General features: G+C 68.1%; 16 protein-coding genes and 1 pseudogene. 8 read left to right on the top strand and 9 right to left on the bottom strand.

Annotated elements, in window-relative coordinates; genetic code table 11:
• Nucleotides 1–530 precede the first annotated feature (530 nt).
• Together MRAB57_RS16995 and MRAB57_RS16990 are read left to right on the top strand one after the other, a co-directional pair.
• The gene (locus MRAB57_RS16995; protein ID WP_173813942.1) at nucleotides 531–1,772 is read left to right on the top strand and encodes a cytochrome P450; all 1,242 of its coding nucleotides are present in this window, start codon (nucleotides 531–533) and stop codon (nucleotides 1,770–1,772) included.
• Entirely contained in the window at nucleotides 1,772–2,356 is a 585-nt protein-coding gene (locus MRAB57_RS16990) for a TetR/AcrR family transcriptional regulator (RefSeq protein ID WP_077088390.1), read from the top strand. Before MRAB57_RS16995 ends, MRAB57_RS16990 begins: the two co-directional genes overlap by 1 nt.
• A 24-nt stretch (nucleotides 2,357–2,380) precedes the next feature.
• Here the strand turns inward: MRAB57_RS16990 and MRAB57_RS16985 are convergent, their stop codons facing one another.
• From MRAB57_RS16985 to MRAB57_RS16975, 3 genes are read right to left on the bottom strand one after another with little or no spacing between them, the layout of a single operon-like run.
• Complete coding sequence (locus MRAB57_RS16985) at nucleotides 2,381–3,097, bottom strand: siderophore-interacting protein (protein WP_077088389.1); 717 nt, start codon at nucleotides 3,095–3,097, stop codon at nucleotides 2,381–2,383.
• 59 nt (nucleotides 3,098–3,156) lie between these two features.
• Complete coding sequence (locus MRAB57_RS16980) at nucleotides 3,157–4,296, bottom strand: acyltransferase family protein (RefSeq protein ID WP_077088388.1); 1,140 nt, start codon at nucleotides 4,294–4,296, stop codon at nucleotides 3,157–3,159.
• On the bottom strand, nucleotides 4,293–6,032 hold the full coding sequence (locus MRAB57_RS16975; protein ID WP_077088387.1) for a DEAD/DEAH box helicase: 1,740 nt from the start codon (nucleotides 6,030–6,032) through the stop codon (nucleotides 4,293–4,295). Before MRAB57_RS16975 ends, MRAB57_RS16980 begins: the two co-directional genes overlap by 4 nt.
• A 63-nt stretch (nucleotides 6,033–6,095) precedes the next feature.
• On the opposite strand from MRAB57_RS16975, the gene MRAB57_RS16970 reads away from it, so the two are divergent.
• A complete protein-coding gene (locus MRAB57_RS16970) occupies nucleotides 6,096–6,677 on the top strand; it encodes an LppP/LprE family lipoprotein (RefSeq protein ID WP_077088386.1) in 582 nt (193 codons plus the stop codon).
• 57 nt (nucleotides 6,678–6,734) lie between these two features.
• Nucleotides 6,735–10,148, top strand: coding sequence for a TM0106 family RecB-like putative nuclease (locus MRAB57_RS16965; protein ID WP_077088385.1), 3,414 nt, complete (start codon nucleotides 6,735–6,737; stop codon nucleotides 10,146–10,148).
• Between the two features lie 89 nt (nucleotides 10,149–10,237).
• On the opposite strand, the pseudogene MRAB57_RS16960 reads toward MRAB57_RS16965, so the two are convergent.
• Nucleotides 10,238–11,797 (bottom strand): annotated as a pseudogene (locus tag MRAB57_RS16960) (MFS transporter); the annotation flags it as partial.
• A gap of 219 nt (nucleotides 11,798–12,016) precedes the next feature.
• Here MRAB57_RS16960 and MRAB57_RS16955 point away from each other — a divergent pair.
• The 3 genes from MRAB57_RS16955 (at nucleotide 12,017) to MRAB57_RS16945 (ending at nucleotide 17,420) form a co-directional block, all read left to right on the top strand.
• Nucleotides 12,017–12,778, top strand: coding sequence for a hypothetical protein (locus MRAB57_RS16955; protein WP_077088384.1), 762 nt, complete (start codon nucleotides 12,017–12,019; stop codon nucleotides 12,776–12,778).
• Between the two features lie 178 nt (nucleotides 12,779–12,956).
• On the top strand, nucleotides 12,957–16,514 hold the full coding sequence (locus MRAB57_RS16950; protein WP_077088383.1) for a multifunctional oxoglutarate decarboxylase/oxoglutarate dehydrogenase thiamine pyrophosphate-binding subunit/dihydrolipoyllysine-residue succinyltransferase subunit: 3,558 nt from the start codon (nucleotides 12,957–12,959) through the stop codon (nucleotides 16,512–16,514).
• A gap of 81 nt (nucleotides 16,515–16,595) precedes the next feature.
• Complete coding sequence (locus MRAB57_RS16945) at nucleotides 16,596–17,420, top strand: SDR family NAD(P)-dependent oxidoreductase (RefSeq protein ID WP_077090644.1); 825 nt, start codon at nucleotides 16,596–16,598, stop codon at nucleotides 17,418–17,420.
• A gap of 3 nt (nucleotides 17,421–17,423) precedes the next feature.
• On the opposite strand, the gene MRAB57_RS16940 is transcribed toward MRAB57_RS16945, so the two are convergent.
• The 3 genes from MRAB57_RS16940 to MRAB57_RS16930 all read right to left on the bottom strand — a co-directional run bounded on the left by MRAB57_RS16940 (nucleotide 17,424) and on the right by MRAB57_RS16930 (nucleotide 20,581).
• Nucleotides 17,424–18,299, bottom strand: coding sequence for a glycine betaine ABC transporter substrate-binding protein (locus MRAB57_RS16940; protein ID WP_077088382.1), 876 nt, complete (start codon nucleotides 18,297–18,299; stop codon nucleotides 17,424–17,426).
• Nucleotides 18,300–18,318: 19 nt separating this feature from the next.
• Nucleotides 18,319–19,512, bottom strand: a complete 1,194-nt coding sequence (locus MRAB57_RS16935) for an NAD(P)-dependent malic enzyme (protein ID WP_108637958.1) — start codon at nucleotides 19,510–19,512, stop codon at nucleotides 18,319–18,321.
• A gap of 79 nt (nucleotides 19,513–19,591) precedes the next feature.
• A complete protein-coding gene (locus tag MRAB57_RS16930) occupies nucleotides 19,592–20,581 on the bottom strand; it encodes a malate dehydrogenase (protein WP_077088380.1) in 990 nt (329 codons plus the stop codon).
• A gap of 190 nt (nucleotides 20,582–20,771) precedes the next feature.
• Between MRAB57_RS16930 and corA the strand changes: the two genes are divergently transcribed.
• Complete coding sequence (gene corA / locus MRAB57_RS16925; RefSeq protein WP_077090643.1) at nucleotides 20,772–21,872, top strand: magnesium/cobalt transporter CorA; 1,101 nt, start codon at nucleotides 20,772–20,774, stop codon at nucleotides 21,870–21,872.
• Between the two features lie 4 nt (nucleotides 21,873–21,876).
• Here corA and MRAB57_RS16920 read toward each other — a convergent pair whose 3' ends face one another.
• Nucleotides 21,877–22,458: a suppressor of fused domain protein gene (locus MRAB57_RS16920; protein WP_425436815.1), complete on the bottom strand. Its 582-nt coding sequence runs from the start codon at nucleotides 22,456–22,458 to the stop codon at nucleotides 21,877–21,879.
• 2 nt (nucleotides 22,459–22,460) lie between these two features.
• Nucleotides 22,461–23,639, bottom strand: a complete 1,179-nt coding sequence (locus MRAB57_RS16915; protein WP_077088378.1) for an ABC transporter ATP-binding protein — start codon at nucleotides 23,637–23,639, stop codon at nucleotides 22,461–22,463.
• Nucleotides 23,640–23,641 lie beyond the last annotated feature (2 nt).

Here is a 23,641-nt window from a genome sequence, read left to right as displayed (position 1 = left end):
AGTGGCTCACCGGTAGTCGTGTCTACTGAGTCCGCAGTCAGCGACTGGTTACAGCCAGGAAAGGCGCACCGGTCGAGCGCGCGAGACCAGAGCACCTTCACGACCGCAACCGAGATATTCAAAGCGCCGTTCTTTCTAGGACAGTCATTCTGAGCCGCGCAGCTTAGAGCCCATTGTGATGAACACTCGCCCAGATAAGCAACGACCGAGCGCACAGTGTCGAGGCGCGTTGATTCGCCGCGCAAGCGACGCGGCGTCGCGCTACGACAAAGCGAGGTCCGTCGCGGTGCTACTGCGATTGGTCTTGGTGGCGCGCCACGCACACGCGGTGCCGTCGTTCCCGGCTGGTTCTCGGCTTGCCAAGAGCTAGCTCGAGGCGGTGGGCGGCGGCGAAGCCGACGTCCAAAATTGTCGCCGCAATTCGCACTCGCGCCCGGCTGGCCGGGCCACCAGTGTCGAGTGCCCCACTGGCCGGGCGCCCGGCGATGCGCATGGTTGACATTTTTCAGTCGTTGTCGTACGAATGAGACATGTCATCGGTTATGTCTCAGAGTTCTCCGGTCGTGTTCGAGCTCGCGACCGCCGACACCTGGCCGAATCCCTGGCCGATGTACCGCGCGCTGCGGGATCACGACCCCGTGCACCACGTCGTGCCGGCCAACCACCCCGAGCACGACTACTACGTGCTGTCCCGGCACGCCGACGTCTGGGCCGCGGCCCGCGACCACGAGACGTTCTCCTCCGCCCAGGGTTTGACGGTCACCTACAACGACCTGGAACTGATTGGGCTGCAGGATAATCCGCCGTTTGTGATGCAGGATCCGCCGGTGCACACGGAGTTCCGCAAGCTGGTGTCACGCGGATTCACCCCGCGTCAGGTCGAGGCGGTCGAGCCCAAGGTCCGCGAGTTCGTCGTCGAGCGCATCGAAAGGCTGCGCGCCGACGGCGGCGGCGACATCGTCACCGAGCTGTTCAAGCCGCTGCCGTCGATGGTGGTCGCGCATTATCTCGGTGTGCCCGAAGACGATTGGGCGCAGTTCGACGGCTGGACGCAAGCCATCGTCGCGGCCAACACCACCGCGAACGGCGTCGCGGGCGCGCTGGAAACCGTCGGCGACGCCGTCGGGTCGATGATGGCCTACTTCACCAGCCTGATCGAGCGGCGCCGGACCGAGCCCGAGGACGACACCGTCTCCCACCTGGTCGCCGCGGGGGTCGGGGCCGACGGCGACATCTCCGGGACGCTGTCGATCCTGGCGTTCACCTTCACGATGGTCGCCGGCGGCAACGACACCGTGACCGGGATGCTGGGTGGCTCAATGCCATTGCTGCATCAGCGGCCCGACCAGCGCCGGCTGCTCGTCGACGATCCGGGCCGCATCCCCGACGCGGTCGAGGAGTTGCTGCGGCTCACCTCGCCGGCACAGGGGCTCGCGCGCACGGTGACCCGCGACGTGACGATCGAAGGCACCACCATCCCGGCCGGCCGCCGGGTGCTGCTGCTCTACGGCTCGGCCAACCTCGACGAACGCCAATACGGCCCGGATGCAGGCGAACTCGACGTGACGCGCTGCCCGCGCAACATCCTGACCTTCAGCCACGGCGCGCATCACTGCCTGGGTGCGGCGGCCGCCCGGATGCAATCCCGGGTTTCGCTGACCGAACTGCTGGCCCGCTGCCCCAATTTCGAGGTCGACGAATCCGCGATCGCCTGGGCGGACGGCAGCTACGTCCGGCGCCCGTTGTCGGTGCCAATGCGAGTGATCCCCTGATGCCAGGCCAAGACTGGCTGGCCGCACACCGCAACGAGGCGGCCGCGGACCGGATCCTGGACGCCGCCGAACGGCTCTACACCGAGCGAGACCAGGCGTCGATCGGGATGAACGAAATAGCCAGGGCCGCAGGCTGTTCCCGCGCGACGCTGTACCGGTACTTCGAGAACCGGGAGGCGCTGCGAACGGCCTACGTGCACCGGGAGACCCACCGGCTCGGCCGCGAGATCATCGCGCGGACCGGCGCCATCGAGAGCCCGCAGGAACGGCTGGTCGAGAGCATCCTGGTCACGTTGCGGATGGTTCGCGAAAACCCGGCGCTGGCATCGTGGTTCGCTACCAGCCGCCCGCCCGTCGCCGGCGAACTGGCGGAACAGTCCGACGTGATCGCCGCCCTGGCGGCGGCATTCCTGCACTCGCTTGGCTCCGACGACAACGCAGCCGTCGTCGAACGCCGGGCGCGTTGGGTGGTCCGGGTGATCGTCTCGCTGCTGATGTATCCGGCTCACGACGACAACGACGAGCGGGCGATGATCGAGGAATTTGTCGTCCCGATCATCGCCCCGGCAAGCGCTCGTCGCTAGTCGATAGCCCCCCGCCCTTCGCGGTTAGGCCATCCAATAGGCCTGCGCCTTAATCGATTTGCGTGGTATTCCGAAGTCGTCGCGCAACACGCCGGCGACCGAACGGGTGGTGCGATTGTCGGAGGCCACCCAACCGTAGTGATCGCCGGCGTCGAACGCCGCCGCCCGCACGGCCTCGAGTAACGCGCGGCCGCCGTCCTTGCGGTCGACCCAGGTGATGTCGGGGCCCACCACCACCGGCAGGTCTTTGTCGTCGTCGTGGCCGGCCTCGAGGAACACCCGCGCCGGGACGTCACCGATGGAGGCGAGCAGCGAGTTGATCGCCGGCAGCGAGGCGCTGTCTCCGACGATGACGTATCCGGCCGGGGCCGGCTCGGGGATCTCGAATCTGCTGCCCAGCACGGTCGCCTCGATGGTGTCGCCGGGTTGAGCCTCGCGCGCCCAACGCGAGGCGGCGCCGTCGTGCAGCGCGAACTCGACGTCAAAGGTGTCGGCGGCCGGATCGGGGTCGACCAGCGTGTAGCCGCGCTGGTGCACCTTGTCGCCGTTGGGAAACCACATCCGGATCCACATCGTCGGGTGCACGGAATGACGCGCGAGCATCCCACCGCCGTCGAAGCTCAGGCTCAGGTAGTGCGGGCTGATCTGCCGCCGGCCGGTCACCGTGAGCCGGTGCTCGCCTGCGCCGAACAGCTTGAGGACCGCGCCCTGCCAACCCCGCGATGCCGTGTGTTCGGTCATGTGCCCCTCCGCTGTACTAGTTAGGTTAGGGTAACCTATCTTCACGGCGAGGGGAACGGTCAGGCGGGCACCCGGGTAAAACGGTGTAGCAGCCAGGCGAGCGGGATCGTCAGTACCAGGGTCGCGACGTAGAGATAAAACATGGAGCCGGTGTAGACGTGGGCCATCACCACGTAATCCATCGCGAATTCCATTGTCACCAGGTGGATCAGGAAGATCTCGTAGGAGATCTCGCCGAGCCACACCATCGGCCGGGAGGCCAGCGCCCGCGAATACCAGCCCCGGTCGCCGAGGGCCAGGGGCGCGACGGCCAACGTGGCGATCACGGTGTAGAAGACGGTCTTCCACAGTGCCTCCGGCAGCGACGCCGGCGAGGTCGTGGGCGCGCCCCCGATCGGCGTGGCGACGATGAAATAGCTGACGATCGCCAGCGGTATGGCCACGAAGGCGTAGCAGCGCACTCCCATCGCCTGCAGCACCGTCAGAAGCATGCCGCCCAGGAACCAGGCCAGGTAGGTGGGCAGCCAGAGCCGAGCGCCGTCGGGGAACCAGTGATTGGTGTGCACCAGGATCAGCCACCCCGGGCTGATCAACATCAGCGCCAGCAGGCAACCCACCAACACCCTCGGCCGCCATTGTCGCCGGCAGATCATCGCGAGCAGCAGGTAGGCCAGGAACGGCAGCGTGACGTAGAAGGCCCCCTCCACCGCGAGGCTCCACATCTGGGTGAGCCCTTGGTGCAGGTACTTGCCGAGGTAGCCGTCGGTGTAGATCTGCGTCAGCGTGAGGTTGCGGACCAGTCCGAGCCAAGTGTGCCCGGGATTGGGTCCCGCCTCGCGGAAGTGGTACAGCACATAGGCGATCAGCACGGTGATGACGTAGGCCGGCATGATGCGCCGGATCCGATGCCGCGCATAGCGACTCACCGACGGTGGCGGGCCGTCGGTGACGGTCGCCTTCACCCACGGGCGGAACAACAGGAAACCGGACAGCACGAAGAACATCGGCACGCCGATCTCCATCCGGGCCCCGACCAGTCCCCAATAGCCGTGGGTGTACTTGCCGGTGGTGTAGGCCGCGTGGGTGCCGACGACCAGGAGTGCGGCCACCGCGCGAACACCGGTGAGCGAGGCGACCCGATCCACGCCAGCGACCTGCTCCAGGCCGCCCTGGGCGTCCTGCTCTTCGGACAAGGTCATGCGCCGTGCTTCCGGCGCGGCTTGGCGCCCTTGGATTCGGCCCCGCGACGCGCCTTGTCGGCGGGCTTGCCGCCCGACCGTTCCGGCCGAAGGTCGATCAGCACACCCGAGATACGGGTGTGCTCAAGCCTTTTCAGCGTCGCAGCGGGCAGCTTGGCCGGCAACTCCACCAGCGAGAAATCCGGCCCGATCGAGATGTGACCGAAATCGCTGCGATGCAGCCCGCCCTCGTTGGCGATGGCACCGACGATCGCGCCCGGGCCGATCTTGTGCCGCTTGCCGACGGCGATCCGGTATGTGCCGAATGCCTTTGTCCCCCTTGACTTGTCGGCATGCTCCCGGCGTTCGGTGGACCGTTCGGACCGTTCGGACCGCTCGCGCCGCTGCGGCGGCGGTTCCGGCGACATCAGGAACGCCTCGCCATCGCGGGACTGCAGCGCCAGGGCCGCGGCGATGTCGGCCATCGGGACGTCGTGCTCGCGCTCGTAGTCCTCGACCAGCCTGCGGAACAGCTCGATCCCGGCACCGCCGAGCGTGTCGGTGATGGAATCGGCGAATTTGGCCACCCGTTGGGCGTTGACGTCCTCGACGCTGGGCAGCTCGACCTCGGTCAGCGTCTGCCGGGTCGCCTTCTCGATCGCCTTGAGCATGTGACGTTCCCGCGGCGAGACGAACAGCAGCGCGTTTCCCGAACGCCCGGCCCTGCCGGTGCGCCCGATCCGGTGCACGTAGGACTCGGTGTCATGCGGGATGTCGTAGTTGAGCACGTGCGATATCCGCTCGACGTCCAATCCCCTGGCCGCGACGTCGGTGGCGACCAGGATGTCGATCCTGCCGTCCTTGAGCGCGGCGATGGTCCGCTCGCGTTGCGCCTGCGCGATGTCGCCGTTGATGGCCGCGGCGGAAAACCCTCGGGCGCGCAGCTTTTCGGCGACCTCCTCGGTCGCCTGCTTGGTGCGCACGAAAACGATCATCGCCTCGAACGTCTCCACTTCGAGGACCCGAGTCAGCGCATCCATCTTGCGCGGACCGGCGACCTGGACGTAGCGCTGCGAAATGTTCTCGGCCGTGGCGGTTTTCGCCTTGAAGCTGACCTCGAGCGGATCGTGCAGGTACTTGGTGGTGAGCTTGCGGATGGCCGCCGGCATGGTCGCCGAGAACAGCGCCACCTGTTTGTATTCCGGGGTATCGCTCAGGATGCGGTCGACCTCTTCGGCGAAGCCCATGGTGAGCATCTCGTCGGCCTCGTCGAGCACCAGGTAGTCGACGTGGGACAGGTCGAGCGTCCCGCGCTCGAGGTGGTCGATGACCCGGCCCGGGGTACCGACCACCACCTGGGCGCCCCGCCGCAGCCCGGACAGCTGCACGGTGTAGGACGAGCCGCCGTAGATCGGCAGGACGTTGATCTGCGGCAGGTGGGCGCCGTAGCGGCTGAACGCCTCGGCGACCTGCAGGGCCAGCTCGCGGGTGGGCGCCAGCACCAGCGCCTGGGTCACCTTGCTGGTCACGTCGATCTTGGACAGGATCGGGATGGCGAACGCCGCCGTCTTGCCGGTGCCGGTCTGCGCCAGTCCCACCACGTCAGAGCCGGCCATCAGCGCCGGAATCGTCGCCGCTTGAATCGCCGTCGGCGACTCGTAGCCGACGTCGGCGATCGCCCGCATGACGGGATCGGGAATCTGCAGCTCGGCAAACGTAGGAGCGGGCGTCGCGGGCGAGCTGTCCGGGTGGGTCATCGTGTGTCGAGTTTAGTGGTAGGGAACGGCTGGCACACACCGGCGAGGCGGGTACCGGTACGGTTGCGCGATGTGTGGTCGCTTCCCCGCCGTGCCCAGCCACTGATCCTCGCCATCGCGCTCGCCGCCACCGTGAGCGGCTGCGGGTCCGGAGATTCCACGGTCGCCAAGACACCCCAGGTGACGACGAGTGCCACGGCCTCGATCACGGCACCCGCCACCCCGTCGGCGCAGGCCGCCCCGACCAGCAGCGGGCCCGTCGATCCGTGCGCGATCGACCTCGCGTCGCCGACCATCGCGAAGGTGGTCTCCGAGCTGCCCCGCGATCCCCGCAGCCAACAGCCGTGGAACGTCGAGCCGCTGGCCGGCAACTACAGCCAGTGCGCCCAGCTGTCGGCGGTGATCATCAAGGCCAACACCAACGGCGTGAACCCCACCACCCGCGCGGTGCTGTTCCATCTCGGCCAGTTCATCCCGCAGGGCGTGCCCGACACCTACGGCTTCAACGGCATCGACCCGGCGCAAACCACCGGCGACACCGTGGCATTGACCTACCCCAGCGGCATCAACGGCCTCAACACCGACGTGCGCTTCCACTGGAACGGCAACGCCGTCGAGCTCATCGGCAACGCCCCGGGCCACTGAGCGGCGCACCATCGCGGAAACGCCGCAACGTCGGACCCCTCACCTACAGTTGCTGCTGTGTTCGTCACCGACGACAGCCTTGTCTACAGCGCGTCGGATCTCGCCGCCGCCGCTCGGTGCGAGTACGCCCTGCTGCGCGACTTCGACGCGAAGCTCGGCCGTGGTCCGGCCGTCGCCGTGGAGGACGAACTCCTCGCGCGCACCGCGACTCTGGGTGATGAGCATGAGCGGCGCGAGCTCGACCGGTTGCGGGCGGAGTTCGGCGACGAGGTTGCGATCATCGGCCGTCCGGCATACAGCATGGCCGGGCTGGCGGCGGCCGCCAAGGCGACACGGCGCGCGGTCGCACGGGCCGCGCCGGTGGTGTACCAGGCCGCCATGTTCGACGGCCGCTTCGTCGGATTCGCCGACTTCCTGGTCCGCGACGGCGAGCGGTATCGGCTGGTCGACACCAAGCTGGCCCGCTCCCCCAAGGTCACCGCGCTGTTGCAGCTCGCGGCCTACGCCGATGCGCTGACCGCGGCGGGTGTCTCGGTCGCGCCCGACGCCGAGCTGCGGCTGGGCGACGGGTCGGTCGTGTCCTATCGCGTCGGCGACCTGATCCCGGTATACCGATCCCAGCGCGCGCAGCTGCAGCGGCTGCTCGACGAGCACTACGCCCGCGATACCGCGGTGCGCTGGGAGGACGACGGCGTCCGGGCCTGTTTCCGGTGCCCGCTCTGCGACGAGCAGGTGCGGGCCGCCGACGACCTGCTGCTGATCGCCGGCATGCGGATCAGTCAGCGCGACAAGCTGATTGACGCCGGGATCACCACGGTTGCGGACCTGGCGACCCACGCCGGACGCGTGGCCGACATGGCGCCCAGCGCGCTGGGCAAGCTGACCGCCCAGGCCAGACTGCAAGTCCGGCAACGCGACACCGGCACTCCGCAGTTCGAGGTCGCGGATCCGCAGCCGCTGGCGCTGCTCCCCGACCCGGACCCCGGCGACCTCTTCTTCGACTTCGAGGGCGATCCGCTGTGGACCGCCGATGGGCACGACTGGGGCCTGGAGTATCTGTTCGGGGTGTTGGATGCCACGGGGAATTTCAGCCCGTTGTGGGCGCACGACCGGGTCGACGAGCGCAAGGCCCTGATCGACTTCCTGGCGATGGTGAAAAAGCGCCGCAAGCGACGGCCCAACATGCACATCTACCACTACGCGCCGTACGAGAAGACGGCGTTGCTGCGACTGGCCGGGCGCTACGGGGTGGGCGAGGACGAGGTCGACGAGCTGTTGCGCAGCGGCACGCTGGTCGACCTGTATCCGTTGGTACGCAAGAGCATTCGCGCGGGAGCCGAATCGTTCAGCCTGAAGGCGCTGGAACCGCTGTACATGGGGGCCCAGCTGCGCGCCGGTGAGGTCACCACCGCCACCGCTTCGATCACGTCCTACGCCCGCTACTGCGAGCTGCAGGCCGACGGCCGCGCCGACGAGGCCGCGACGCTGCTCAAGGAGATCGAGGACTACAACCACTACGACTGCCGGTCGACGCAGGGGCTGCGCAACTGGCTGCTGGTGCGTGCCCTGGAGTCCGGCGTCACACCCATTGGCGCCCAACCGGTTTCCGACGGCGGCGCGGTCGAAGACCACGACGCGCTGGCCGCGCGGCTGTCGTCGTTCGCCGGCGACGTCGCCGTCGGCGCCCGCACGCCCGAGCAGATCGCCGTCGCACTGGTGGCCGCGGCGCGCGGCTACCACCGGCGCGAGGACAAGCCGTTCTGGTGGGCGCACTTCGATCGGCTGAACTTTCCGGTCGAGGAGTGGGCGGATAACACCGACGTCTTCGTCGCTGATGACGTTGCACTGCTTGAGGATTGGCACACGCCGCCGCGGGCCCGAAAGCCGCAGCGGCGGGTGCGGTTGCGCGGCGCGCTGGCCCGCGGGGATTTGATGCGGACGGTGTTCGCGCTCTACGAGCCGCCTGCCCCGTCGAGCATGACCGACAACCCCGACCGCCGGGCCGCCGGCCGCGCCGAGGTCATTGAGGTCGACGACCCCGCGGTGCCGACCGACGTGCTGATCGCCGAGCGAGTGGGCAGCGACGGCAAGCCGTTTCATCAACTGCCCTTCGCACTCACCCCGGGCCCGCCCGTTTCCACCGCGACGCTGCGGGATTCGATCGAATCGACCGCGGCGGCGGTGGCCACCGGGTTGCCGAGCGTGCCCCGCGACGCGATGGCCGACATCCTGCTGCGCCGCGCGCCCCGGACCCGCAGCGGCGCCGCGCTGCCCCACGGCGGCGACACCGTCGGCGACATCACCGCGGCGGCCCTCGACCTCGACTCGTCGTATCTGGCCGTGCACGGGCCGCCCGGGACCGGCAAGACGTACACCGCCGCCGCGGTGATCACCCGCCTGGTCACCGAGCGCGGCTGGCGCGTCGGCGTGGTGGCGCAGTCGCACGCGACGGTGGAGAACCTGCTGGGCGCGATCATCGACGCCGGGCTGGACGCGGGGCGGGTCGCCAAGAAGCGGCACGACCACGACGCTCCGCGCTGGCGCGAAATCGACAGCGGCGAATATGCGGCGTTCATCGCCGACACCGCGGGATGCGTGATCGGCGGCACAGCTTGGGATTTCGCCAACGCCAACCGCGTGCGGCCCGGCAGCCTCGATCTGCTGGTGATCGACGAAGCCGGCCAGTTCTGCCTGGCCAACACCATCGCCGTGGCACCGGCCGCGCGCAACCTGCTGCTGCTCGGGGACCCCCAGCAGCTGCCGCAGGTCAGTCAGGGCACCCACCCGGAAAAGGTCGACACCTCCGCCCTGGAGTGGCTCGTCGACGGCCAGCGCACGCTGCCCGACGAGCGCGGCTACTTCCTGGACCGCTCGTACCGGATGCATCCTGCGGTCTGCGCCGCGGTCTCGGCGCTGTCCTATGAGGGCCGCCTGCACTCCCACACGGAGCGCGCGGGCGCGCGTCGCCTCGACGGTTATCGGCCCGGGGCGCACGTGCATGTGGTTGACCATCAAGGCAACTCGATCGACAGCCCCGAGGAGGCCGACGCGATCGTCGCCGAGATTCAGCGGCTACTCGGATCTTCCTGGACCGACGAGCACGGCACCCGGCCGTTGACCGCGGCCGACGTGCTGGTGCTGGCGCCCTACAACGCGCAGGTGGGTCTGGTGCGCCGGCGGTTGGCGTCGGCCGGGCTCGAGGACGTGCGGGTGGGCACCGTCGACAAATTCCAGGGCGGGCAGGCACCGGTGGTCTTCATCTCCATGACGGCCTCCTCGGTCGACGAAGTACCGCGTGGAATCTCGTTCCTGCTCAACCGGAACCGGCTCAACGTCGCCGTTTCCCGGGCACAGTACGCGGCCGTGATCGTGCGCTCGGCATTGCTGACTGAGTACCTGCCCGGCACGCCGGCGGGCCTAACCGAGCTGGGCGCCTTCCTGGCGCTCACCTCGACCGACGACGCAGGCTAGATGCGCGGGGACCGCCGGGTGGGGCCGGCGACCCGACGAACCCGGCCCGCATCCTGGACGTGAAACCCGTTGTGCGCGAAGGGCGCTGGCTCGGGTTCGCGACGCAGCACGAACTCGACGTAGTCGTCGTCGTCATATCCCTCGCCGACGGCGTCGTCACCGTCCGAGGGCGGTTCGGCCGCCCGGCGCTGCCCCGAGGGCGCGGCGCCGAGCAGGAACAGGGCGGCGACGATGCCGAACAGCGTGACGAACGCGGGCAGCAACACCGACTGCGCCATGGCCGCCGAGAACGGCTCACGCAGGAACGCGGGCAACTGCAAACCGAGGCGGTCTTCGTCCACGCCGGACGACTGCGGCATCTCGGCGCCGATGCGCCCGGTCATGAACGCGGCCATGCCCGCGCTGCCGAGCACCGCGCCGAGCTGGCGGACGGCGTTGTACACCGCGGAACCCGTCCCGGCCAGCTCCGGCGGCACGTTGCGGGTCGCGGTGGCCGTCAGCGGCGACCACACGAACGCCATCCCGACGCCCACCACGAAGAACGGCAAGGCCAGCCGCCAGATCGGCGTGCCAGGTGCCATCTCGAACGACAGCCAGGTCAGGGCGATCGCCAGCACCGAAAAGCCGAAGCCCAGCACGGGCCGCGGATGGGCACGATCGACGAGCCGGCCGACGAACGGCGCGAACACACCGTTGGCGACGGCCATCGGCGCGATCAAGAGGGCCGAGCGCGTCGGCGACAACCCGCACACGGACTGCGTGTAGAACGTCAGCGGCAGCATCATCGCGGTCGCCGCGAACGACGTGACGGCCACCCCGATGCTGCACAGGCTGAAGTCGCGGTCGCCGAAGATCTGCAGCGGGATCATCGGCTCGCGGGGATTCACCGACTGCCAATAGACAAAGGCAGTCATGCAGCCGATCCCCGTCACGATCAGCGCCCAGATCCACGGCTGCCAGTGCGCGCCCTCACCCTCTTGCAGTCCGAACACGATGCAGAACATGCCGACCGTGGACAGCGCGACGCCGATCATGTCGAACCGGTGGGCCTGGGTGGGCAGCTCCGGCACCAGCCATACCGCCAGCGCGATCCCCGCTATGCCGATGGGGACGTTGACGAAGAAGATCCACTCCCACCCGAGCCCGTCGACCAACACGCCGCCGGCCAGCGGTCCCACCAGGCTGGCGACCCCGGCGGTGGAGCCCCACACGCTTACCGCGACACCGCGCCGCTGCGGCGGGAAGATCCGGGTGATGGTGGACAGCGTCTGCGGCGTCAGCACCCCGGCGCCGACGCCCTGCACCACCCGGGCGGCGATCAGCATGGCGGCACTGCCCGACAGCCCGCACCACATCGAGGCGAGGGTGAACACCAGCAGGCCGATCAGATAGAGGTTCTTCGGGCCGAACCGGTCACCGAGCCGGCCCGCCACCATCAGCACGACCGCATAGCCCAGCAGGTAGGCGCTGGTCACCCACACGACGGTGCCGTAACCGATGTGCAGGTCGGTCATGATGGTCGGGTTCGCGATGGCGACGATGGTCGAGTCGACCATGATCATGAAAAAGCCGATCATCATCGCCCACAGCGCGTGCCAGGGGTTCGGTGGCCGGGCTTGCCCGGGCGCCCGCGACGTCGGCGTGGTCATCTACCCCACCTCGTTTCGGCTCCCCAGCATGCTGTCGGCGATGCTGTCGGGACTGCAATGGCCCACCTGACCCGGATCGCCACCGACAGCCTGCATTATCCCGGGTGGGGCAACGGGCGCCGCAGCCGCGGACCCGATAGCCGGAAACTTCGCAGCTCGGCCCGGGTTTAGCAAACACGAGTTAGCCTGAAAGGGTTGTTGTTCACTCCGAGAGGCAATATGAGCGCCCGACGCACCCAGCGAAGCTCCGCTCCCGATTGGCCGCCGGGCGCCTCAACCGGCCGACCCAAGGCATCCGCGCGCGCGTTGGCGCAGGTCATCGAGCGCAGCACCCGGATCCAGGCCCCGGCCGCGGCGGCCTACGTCGCCCGGTTACGACGGGCGCATCCCGGGGCCAGCCCCGCCGAAATCGTCGCCATGCTGGAAAAGCGCTACCTGACCGCGCTGACGGCCAGCGGCGCGGCGGTGGGATCGGCGGCGACCTTCCCGGGCATCGGCACACTGACGGCGATGTCCGCGGGCGCCGGCGAAACCGTCTTCTTCATGGAGGCGACCGCCGTGTTCGTGCTGGCGAACGCCGTCGTGTACGGCGTCCCCGCCGACCATCGCGAGCGGCGCCGCGCCTTGGTGCTGTCGGTCCTGGTGGGCGACGACAGCAGGCGCGCGATCGGCGAGCTGATCGGCCCGGCGCGTACCAACGGCGGCTGGCTGGCCGAGGGAATGGCCTCGCTGCCGCTGTCGAGCCTGGGGCGGTTGAACAGCCGGATGCTCAAGTACTTCGTCAAGCGGTACGCAATGCGGCGCGGCGCGCTGATGTTCGGCAAGCTGCTGCCCGTCGGCATCGGCGCGGCTGTCGGCGGCGCCGGCAACCGCATCCTGGGCAGAAAGATCGTCCGCAACGCCCGCCAGGCGTTCGGCGTCCCGCCGGCCCGTTGGCCCGCCGCCCTGCACGTGCTGCCGACGGCGCACGACGCCGGCTAGCGGTCCACCCATCCATCTGGCGAATTGCCGGCGAAGCGATAGCCTTTTATGGGGCGGAAGTGCTTTCCAGCCGCCACGGGTGTGAGGTACTCCGCCGGCCGGGGTGCGAAGAATCGCAGGCGATCAGCAATAGCGCTGCAGAGCCTGCACGACACGAGAATTGAGGCGAACAGCGGTCGTGAGCAACATTAGTTCACCGTTCGGGCAGAACGAATGGCTGGTCGAGGAGATGTACCGCAAGTTCCGCGACGACCCGTCGTCGGTGGATCCGAGCTGGCACGAGTTCCTGGTGGACTACAACCCCGAGCCCCCTGCACCCGCTTCGAAGGCCCCGACTCCCCCGCCGGCCGAAGGCGACGAGGTGCAGGTGCTGCGCGGCGCCGCCGCGGCCGTCGTCAAGAACATGTCCGCCTCGCTGGACGTCCCGACGGCGACCAGTGTGCGGGCCGTCCCCGCCAAGCTGATGATCGACAACCGCATCGTCATCAACAACCAACTCAAGCGCACCCGCGGCGGCAAGATCTCGTTCACCCATCTGCTGGGCTACGCGCTGGTGCGGGCGGTTAAGAAGTTCCCGAACATGAACCGGCACTTCGCCGAGGTCGACGGCAAGCCCACCGCGGTGACCCCGGCGCACACCAATCTCGGTCTGGCCATTGACCTTCAGGGCAAGGACGGCAAGCGCTCGCTGGTGGTGGCCGGCATCAAGGGCTGCGAGGAGATGCGGTTCGCCGAGTTCGTCTCCGCCTACGAGGACATCGTGCGGCGCGCCCGCGACGGCAAGCTGACCGCCGAAGACTTTGCGGGCGTGACGATTTCGCTGACCAACCCGGGCACCATCGGCACGGTGCACTCGGTGCCCCGGCTGATGTCGGGGCAGGGCGCCATCATCGGCGTCGGGGCCATGGAATACCCCGCCGAATTCCAGGGCGCCAGCGAGGAGCGCATCGCAGAGCTGGGCATCGGCAAGCTGATCACGCTGACCTCCACGTACGACCACCGCATCATCCAGGGCGCGGAATCCGGTGACTTCCTGCGCACCATCCACGAGATGCTGCTCTCGGATTCGTTCTGGGACGAGATCTTCCGCGAGTTGGGCAACCCGTATCTGCCGATCCGCTGGAGCACCGACAACCCGGACTCGATCGTCGACAAGAACGCCCGGGTGATGGAGCTGATCGCGGCCTACCGCAACCGCGGACACCTGATGGCCGACATCGACCCGCTGCGCCTGGACACCACCCGGTTCCGCAGCCACCCCGACCTCGAGTTGCTCAACCACGGCCTGACGCTGTGGGACCTCGATCGGCAGTTCAAGGTCAACGGCTTTGGCGGTTGGGAGTACAAGAAGCTGCGCGACGTGCTGGGCCTGCTGCGCGACGCCTACTGCCGCCACATCGGCGTGGAATACACCCACATCCTCGAGCCCGAGCAACAGCGCTGGCTGCAAGAGCGGGTCGAGACAAAGCACGTCAAGCCGACGGTGGGCGAACAGAAGTACATCCTGAGCAAGCTCAACGCCGCCGAGGCTTTCGAAACCTTCCTGCAGACCAAATATGTTGGGCAGAAACGCTTCTCGCTGGAGGGCGCCGAAAGCCAGATCCCGCTGATGGACGCGGCGATCGACCAGTGCGCCGAGCACGGCCTGGACGAGGTCGTCATCGCGATGCCGCACCGCGGGCGGCTCAATGTGCTGGCCAACATCGTCGGCAAGCCGTACTCGCAGATCTTCAGCGAGTTCGAGGGCAACCTCAACCCGTCGCAGGCGCACGGGTCCGGTGACGTCAAGTACCACCTCGGTGCCACCGGCGTGTACCTACAGATGTTCGGCGACAACGACATTCAAGTGTCGCTGACGGCAAATCCGTCGCACCTGGAAGCAGTCGACCCGGTGGTGGAGGGCCTGGTCCGGGCCAAGCAGGACCTGCTGGACAAGGGCGACAGCGACGACGGCTTCTCGGTGGTGCCGCTGATGCTGCACGGCGACGCCGCGTTCGCCGGCCAGGGTGTGGTCGCCGAGACGCTGAACCTGGCGCTGCTGCCGGGGTACCGCGTCGGCGGCACCATCCACGTGATCGTCAACAACCAGATCGGCTTCACCACCGCCCCCGAGTACTCGCGCTCCAGCGAGTACTGCACGGACGTGGCGAAAATGATTGGCGCGCCGATCTTTCACGTCAACGGCGACGACCCGGAGGCGTGCGCGTGGGTGGCGCGGCTGGCCGTGGACTTCCGCCAGACGTTCCGCAAGGACGTCATCATCGACATGCTGTGCTACCGCAGGCGCGGGCACAACGAGGGCGACGACCCGTCGATGACCAACCCCTACATGTACGACGTCGTCGACACCAAGCGCGGTGCCCGCAAGAGCTACACCGAAGCCCTGATCGGCCGCGGCGACATCTCGATGAAGGAGGCCGAGGACGCGCTGCGCGACTACCAAGGCCAACTCGAGCAGGTGTTCAACGAAGTCCGTGAGGTGGAAAAGCACGGCGCGCTGCCGAGCGAATCGGTGGAGGCCGACCAGCTGGTGCCCGCGGGGTTGTCCACGGCGGTGGACAAGTCGCTGCTGGCCCGCATCGGCGACGCGTTCCTGGCCGTCCCCGACGGATTCACCGTGCACCCACGCGTGCAGCCGGTGCTCGAGAAGCGCCGCGAGATGGCCTACGAGGGCAAGATCGACTGGGCCTTCGGCGAGCTGCTGGCCCTGGGATCGCTGGTCGCCGAGGGCAAGCTGATCCGGCTGTCGGGGCAGGACACCCGGCGCGGCACCTTCTCGCAGCGGCATTCGGTGATCATCGACCGCCAGACCGGCCAGGAGTTCACTCCGCTGCAGCTGCTGGCGACCAACTCCGACGGCACCCCGTCGGGCGGCAAGTTCTTGGTCTACGACTCACCGCTGTCCGAGTACGCCGCCGTGGGATTCGAGTACGGCTACACCGTGGGCAACCCGGACGCACTTGTGTTGTGGGAGGGGCAGTTCGGCGACTTCGTGAACGGCGCGCAGTCGATCATCGACGAGTTCATCAGCTCCGGTGAGGCCAAGTGGGGCCAGCTGTCCAACGTCGTGCTGCTGCTGCCGCACGGCCACGAGGGCCAGGGCCCGGACCACACCTCCGGCCGCATCGAACGCTTCCTGCAACTGTGGGCCGAGGGTTCGATGACGATCGCGGTGCCGTCGACGCCGTCGAACTACTTCCACCTGTTGCGCCGGCACGCGCTGGACGGTGTGCAGCGCCCACTGATCGTGTTCACCCCGAAGTCGATGCTGCGCAACAAGGCGGCGGTCAGCGACGTGCGGGACTTCACCGAGATCAAGTTCCGCTCGGTGCTCGAGGAGCCCACCTACGAGGAGGGCATCGGCGATCGCAGCAAGGTCAGCCGGATCCTGCTGACCAGCGGCAAGATCTACTACGAGCTGGTCGCCCGCAAGGCCAAGGACAACCGCGACGACGTGGCGATCGTGCGGATCGAGCAGCTCGCGCCGCTGCCGAAACGGCGACTCAACGAAACGCTGGACCGCTACCCGGCCGCCAACCAGTTCTTCTGGGTGCAGGAGGAACCGGCCAACCAGGGCGCGTGGCCGCGGTTCGGCTTGGAGCTGCCCGAGCTGCTGCCGGACAAGCTGACCGGGATCAAGCGCATCTCCCGCCGGGCGATGTCGGCCCCGTCGTCGGGTTCGTCCAAGGTGCACGCCGTCGAGCAGCAGGAGATCCTCGACATCGCGTTCGGCTGAGCCTGAGACACCCGGCGTTATCAGGGACCGCCGGTACCGGTTAACCTCGACGCAGATTCTTCTTCACGAGGGAGCGTGTTCATGCGGGGATTCGCAGGCAAGGTCGCGGTGGTCACCGGCGCGGGTTCGGGCATCGGGCAGGCGCTGGCCATCGAGCTGGGCCGTTCCGGCGCCAGCCTGGCGATCAGCGACGTCGACACCGAGGGCCTGGCGCAGACCGAGGAGCAGCTGAAGGCGATCGGCGCGCCGGTCAAGGCCGACCGCCTCGACGTCACCGAGCGCGAGGCGTTCCTGCTGTACGCCGACGCGGTCAAGGAGCACTTCGGCAAGGTCAACCAGATCTACAACAACGCCGGCATCGCCTTCACCGGCGACATCGAGGTCAGCCAGTTCAAGGACATCGAACGGGTGATGGACGTCGACTTCTGGGGCGTCGTGAACGGCACCAAGGCCTTCCTCCCCCACCTGATCGCCTCCGGCGACGGCCACGTCGTCAACGTCTCCAGCGTGTTCGGGCTCTTCTCGGTGCCCGGTCAGGCCGCGTACAACTCGGCGAAGTTCGCCGTCCGCGGCTTCACCGAGGCGCTGCGCCAGGAGATGCACCTGGCGGGGCACCCGGTCAAGGTCACCACCGTGCACCCCGGCGGCATCAAGACCGCGATCGCCCGCAACGCCACCGCCGCCGAGGGCCTCGACCCCGAGCAGCTGGCCAAGCTGTTCGACAAGAAGCTGGCGATGACGAGTCCGCAGAAGGCCGCCCGCATCATCCTCGACGCCGTGCAGAAGAACCGGGCGCGCGTGCTGGTCGGCCCCGACGCCAAGATCCTGGACATCATGGTTCGCCTCACCGGCTCCGGATATCAGCGCATCGTCCGGTCGTCGATGGGCAAGATGATCCCGCGTTAGGGCTCAGCGCCCCAGCGGGTGTTCGGCCAGCCAACCGCCGGCCACCGCCTGCGGGTCGGCGCCACCGGCCACCTGTCTGCGCATGTCGGCCAGGGCGGCGGTGTCCAGCACGCCGGCCACTTCGTTGATCGCCAGCAACTGCCGATCGCTCAGCGCGTTGCGCCGGTACAGCGGCACCACGTTCTCGGCCTGAACCAGCGCGGGCTTGCCGTCGGCCAGCGACACCAGGTCGCCGGGGACCGCGGGGTCGGCGGTGGTGGTCCATGCGGCGGTCAGCTGCCCGGCCCGCAGCGCGTCGAACATTGTTGTCTCAGAAGGGAATTCGCGTGCGGCTGGCAGCAGGCAGCTGCCGACCGCGGCGGGTACCCGGCGACCGGCGACGACCCCGAGGGCCAGCCCGTCGCAATGTTTCGGTAGCGCGCTCAGGTCCGCGTTGCGGTTGTTGCCGCCCCACGCCCTGGCGGTCGACTGCGTCACCATTAACACGGGCTTGTCTTCGGCGGACGTGGTGTAGTCGCCGGCGGCGACGCCTTCCGGGAGCGCCGACACCATCGTGCGGTAGACCTGCGTGTCGGACAGCTGCGACGCCCCGGGCCGCAGGGTCTGCAGCATCTGACCGGTGAAGGCCGGCACGACGGTGAATGCGCCGGAGTCCAGCTGGGCCATCGGGTTGTCGCTCGGCTCGGTGCGCGCGGGGAAGCCGTACGACCGCAGCGCCGCCGCGTAGATACCGGCCAGCAGCGTCGACTCGGCGTCGCGCCCGGATCCGACCACCACCTCGCCGGCGTGGGGGTTACCGCTGTGGGAGCCGCAGCCGGCCAACGACAGCACTGCCACGGCGGCGACCAGCAGCAGGGCGACCAGCCTGCCGGTTTTCACCCGAGTGGCCTCAGGACGGTCAGGCTTCCGCAGCCTGAGCCACCGCCTTGGCCACCGCTTCGCTGACGCTGTGGTCCAGCGGGCTCGGGACGATCCGGTCGGGCGCGAGGTCGTCGCTGACGACCGAGTAGATCGCCTCGGCGGCGGCCACCATCATCTTCTCGGTGATCCGGCGGGCACCGGCGTCCAGCGCGCCGCGGAACACGCCCGGGAAGGCAAGCACGTTGTTGATCTGGTTCGGGAAGTCGCTGCGCCCGGTGGCCACGACGGCGGCGTACTTGGCCGCGAGCTCGGGATGGATCTCCGGGTCAGGGTTGGACAGCGCGAACACGATCCCGTTGGGCGCCATCGTGGCGATGAGCTCCTCGGGGACGACTCCCCCCGACAGCCCGAGGAAGACGTCGGCGCCGTCGAGCGCCTCCACCATGCCGCCGGTGATGCCGCGCGGGTTGGTGCCGCGCGCCAGGTCGGCCTTGACGGCGTTCATGTCGTCTCGGTCGGGGTGCAGAACGCCGCGTGAGTCGAGCACGGTGATATCCGAAACACCTTCTGCCAAAAGCAGTTTCGAGCAGGCGACGCCGGCAGCGCCGGCGCCGGAGACCGCCACCCGCAGCGAGGACATGTCCCGGCCGAGCAGCTTGCTGGCGCCCATCAGCGCCGCGAGCACCACGATCGCCGTGCCGTGCTGGTCGTCGTGCATCACCGGGCAGTCCAGCGCCTCGATGGCCCGCTGCTCGATCTCGAAGCAGCGGGGAGCCGAGATGTCCTCGAGGTTGACCGCGCCGAACGTCGGCCGCAGCCGCACCAGCGTCTCGACGATCTCGTCGGGGTCCTTGGTGTCCAGCACGATCGGGATCGCGTCCAGGCCGGCGAATTCCTTGAACAGCGCGCTCTTGCCCTCCATCACCGGCAGCGCCGCGGCCGGGCCGATGTCGCCGAGGCCCAGCACCGCGCTGCCGTCGCTGACGACGGCGACCAGCCGATTCGCCCAGGTGTAGCGGGCGGCAAGCGTGTGGTCGGCGGCTATCGCCCGGCTGACCTGCGCCACACCGGGGGTGTAGGCGATCGACAGGGCGCGCTTGGTGTCCAGCGGGGACTTGAGCTCTACGGAAAGCTTTCCCCCTGCGTGAGCCTCGAAGATCTCATCGTCGCCGATGACGATCTTTTCCGACTCCACAATTTCTGGCACGGCCTCAGGGTACTGACTACTCATTAGTAGCCCTAATCGTCTCGCGATGCCGGTGGCGACCCGCTGCACCCGGCTTCGCCGCGCTTGCGATCGCCACGCTTGCTCAGATCAGCTTCAGTTCCGTGACGGCCGCGCGCTCGTCGACCAGCTCGGCGGTGGTCTTGTCGATGCGGCTCTGGGAGAACTCGTCGATCTCCAGACCCTGCACGATCGACCAGTTGCCGTCCTTGGTGGTCACCGGGAACGACGACACGATGCCCTCCGGCACGCCGTAGGAGCCGTCGGAGAAGACCGCCATCGAGACCCAGTCGCCGTCCGGGCTACCCAGCAGCCAGGAGCGGGCGGCGTCGACGGTGGCCGAGGCCGCCGAGGCGGCAGAGGAGGCGCCGCGCGCGTCGATGATCGCCGCGCCGCGCTTGGCGACCGTGGGGATGAAGTCGTTCTCGATCCAGTTCTGGTCGTTGACCACGTCGGCCGCGTTCTTGCCGCCGACCTCGGCGTGGAAGATGTCGGGGTACTGGGTGGCCGAGTGGTTGCCCCAGATCGTCACCTTCTTGATGTCGGTAACCTTGGCGCCGGTCTTCTTGGCCAGCTGCGAGATCGCCCGGTTGTGGTCCAGGCGGGTCAGCGCCGAGAACCGTTCTTTCGGGATGTCGGGCGCGTTGCTGAGCGCGATCAGCGCGTTGGTGTTGGCCGGGTTACCGGTCACGCCGATGCGGACGTCGTCGGCGGCGACGGAGTTCAGCGCCTTGCCCTGCGCGGTGAAGATCGCGCCGTTGGCCTCCAGCAGGTCGCTGCGCTCCATGCCCGGGCCGCGCGGCCGCGCGCCGACGAGCAGGGCGAGGTTGACGCCGTCGAAGATCTTGTTCGCGTCCGAGCCGATCTCAACGCCGGACAGCAAAGGGAACGCGCAGTCGTCGAGCTCCATCACGACGCCCTCGAGCGCCTTGAGCGCGGGCTCGATTTCGAGCAGCCGTAGCTCGATCGGGCGGTCGGGCCCCAGTAGCGAGCCGCTCGCCAGGCGGAACAACAGGCTGTAGCCGATCTGGCCGGCAGCGCCGGTGACGGCGACCTTGAGTGGACTTGCGCTCACGTCGGTTCACTCCTATGGAGAAAGTCTTCAAAACAGTTCGGGGTCGCCCACGAAACTAGCGCACCGCCGCCGACCGTCCGGCGGCCGCCATCAGCACTCGGCCGCGGCACGCCATTTCATGCCGCGTTTTACCAGCACGCGTAGCATGGGGCACCGCCCTACCAGGTTCGCGGCATCATTGGAGGTTGTGGTGTTCGAGGGTTTCGACGCACTGCCGGAAGCGCTTCGAACGATCGCGCACGAGCCGGATCCCGAACCCACGCCGCAACCGCCCCCGCCGCACGAGGCGTTGATCGACTGCGCCGTGTACGTGGGAGGTCAGCGGCTGCCCGGCAAGTTCAGCTACGAAGCCGCCTGCAGCAAGGTGCACCAGATCGAGGCGCTGGGGCACGAGGCGTTCGTCTGGGTCGGCTTGCACGAACCCAACGAGGCGCAGATGACGGAAGTGGCGAACGTGTTCGGGTTGCACGCGCTGGCCGTCGAGGACGCGGTCTGCGCGCATCAGCGACCCAAGCTGGAGCGCTACGACGACACGCTGGTGCTGGTGCTCAAGACGGTCAAGTACGTGCCGCACGAGTCGGTGGCGCTGGCCCGCGAGATCGTCGAGAGCGGCGAGGTGATGGTCTTCGTCGGCAATGATTTCGTGGTCACGGTTCGCCACGGCGAGCACAGCGGGCTGGCCAACGTGCGCAAGAGCATGGAAGCCGACGGTGAGCAGCTGCGGATGGGGCCGTTCGCGGTGATGCACGCGATCGCCGACTACGTCGTGGATCGCTATCTCGAGGTGACCCGGCTGATGGAATCCGACATCGACAGCATCGAGGAAGTCGCGTTCGCCCCGGGCCGCAAGCTCGACGTCGAGCCGATCTATCTGCTCAAGCGCGAGGTTGTCGAGCTACGCCGGTGCGTGACCCCGCTGTCGACCGCATTCCACCGAATGCAAATGGAAAACAAGGACCTGATCTCCAAAGAGGTGCGGCGCTATCTGCGGGACGTCGGCGATCATCACTCCGAGGCCGCCGACCGGATCGCCGGCTACGACGACATGCTCAACTCGCTGGTGCAGGCGGCGTTGGCCCGAGTTGGCATGCAGCAGAACAACGATATGCGCAAGATGGCGGCCTGGGCCGGTATCCTGGCGGTGCCCACCATGATCGCCGCGATCTACGGGATGAACTTCCACTTCATGCCGGAGCTGAACTGGACGTGGGGTTACCCGGGCATCATGGCCGCGACGAGCCTCGCCTGCCTGGCGCTGTACTTCCAATTCCGCAGGAACAACTGGCTTTAGCCGTTCAATTCGGTTGTGCTGCGCGGCGATTCGGGTTCAGTACATCGACGCCGTCGTTCTGCCACGCCTGCCGCATGGCCTCGGCGCCCTTGAGCCGCACCCAGGCCGCCTCGGTCGCGGTGATCGGCGTCGCCGACAGGAAGCGCACCGGGTCGAGCGGCGGCTCGAGCGGCAGCTCGCCGATGTCGCTGTGGCCCAACAACACCGCGGTGAACGGCACCCGCGCATCCGGTCGAGCCCACAACGGCGAGCCCAGGTCGATCAGCGCGTCGGCCACCAGCACCACACCGTCGACCGCCGGGGTGGCCGCCAGTACGGCTAGGCTGCGCGCGACGCCGCTGACGGTCCCGGGGTCGCGCAGGGAAAGCACCACCTCGGCGCGCGGGCCGCGCAGCGGGTCGGCCAAGACTTCGGTCGGATCGGTCATCGGGTGTCGCGAGCACCCCAGCGACGCATAGTGCACCAATTGGTCTGTCCGGGAACGGAACCGCAGTATCTCGATGGTTTCGGTGCCCAGGAACGTCACCCGCGCGGAGTCGGGCTCGGAGGCGTAGTGGGCGCGTAGGTGCGCCCGCACCAGGTCCAGGGTCACTCGGCCGCGGGCACCGGGATCGTCAGGTTCACACCCGAATCGGCATCGAAGACGGCGAGCTTGGTGGCATCGAAGACCAACTCGAGCGGCTCGCCGATCGCCGCCTTCGATGCCGCGGGAACCCTTGCCACGAACTCGTTTTCGTGCGCGTCCGTGTCGGCCGCCAGCTCGTCCAGTTGCGTCGCGTGCGCATCCCAGTCCGCGCTGGAGAAGTACACGTACTTGTCGGCGCCCAACGATTCCACCAGGTCGACGTTGACCTCGAAGATCAGCGCGCCGATGCGCTGATAGCCGTCGATCAGCGTGGCGTCGGCCAGGTGCTCGGGACGCACCCCCACGATGACGTTGTCCGGCCGCCGATGCCCGGCGATCACCTGCTGGACTTCGGGGGCGAGCATCACCTCGCCGAAGGGCAGCGTCAGCCCGTGCGCGGTCAGCGTGGCGGGAAAGAAATTCATTGCCGGTGAGCCGATGAACCCCGCGACGAAAAGGTTGGCGGGGCGCTCGTAGAGCTCGGCTGGCGTGCCGATCTGCTGCGCGACGCCGCCGTGCATGACCACCACACGGTCGCCCAGCGTCATGGCCTCGGTCTGGTCGTGCGTGACGTAGACGGTGGTGGTGCCCAGCCGCTTTTGTAGCCGGGCGATCTCACCGCGCATCTGCACCCGCAGCTTCGCGTCCAGGTTGGACAGCGGCTCGTCCATCAGGAACGCCTTGGGGTGCCGCACGATCGCCCGGCCCATCGCGACCCGCTGGCGTTGCCCACCCGACAGCTGGGAGGGCTTGCGGTCCAGAAGTTCGGTCAGGTCAAGGATTTTCGCGGTCTCGGTGACCTTCTGGGCGATCTGGGCCTTGTTCATCTTCGCCAGGGTCAGGGGGAAGGCGATGTTCTGGCGCACCGTCATGTGCGGGTACAGCGCATAAGACTGGAACACCATCGCGATGTCGCGGTCCTTGGGCTCCTTCTCGTTCACGCGTTCACCGCCGATGCGCAGTTCGCCCGACGAGATGTCCTCAAGTCCCGCAATCATATTCAGCGTCGTGGTCTTGCCGCAGCCGGATGGCCCGACCAGGATCAGGAATTCGCCGTCGGCGATGGTGATGTTCAGGTCAGCCACCGCGGTCGCCCCGTTGGGGTAGCTCTTGTTGACGTGCTCCAGCACAATCTCGGCCATCG

The sequence above is a fragment of the Mycobacterium rhizamassiliense genome, assembly GCF_900157375.1.
Classification (GTDB): Bacteria; Actinomycetota; Actinomycetes; order Mycobacteriales; family Mycobacteriaceae; genus Mycobacterium; species Mycobacterium rhizamassiliense.
This window is presented reverse-complemented; position numbering and strand designations above follow the sequence as displayed.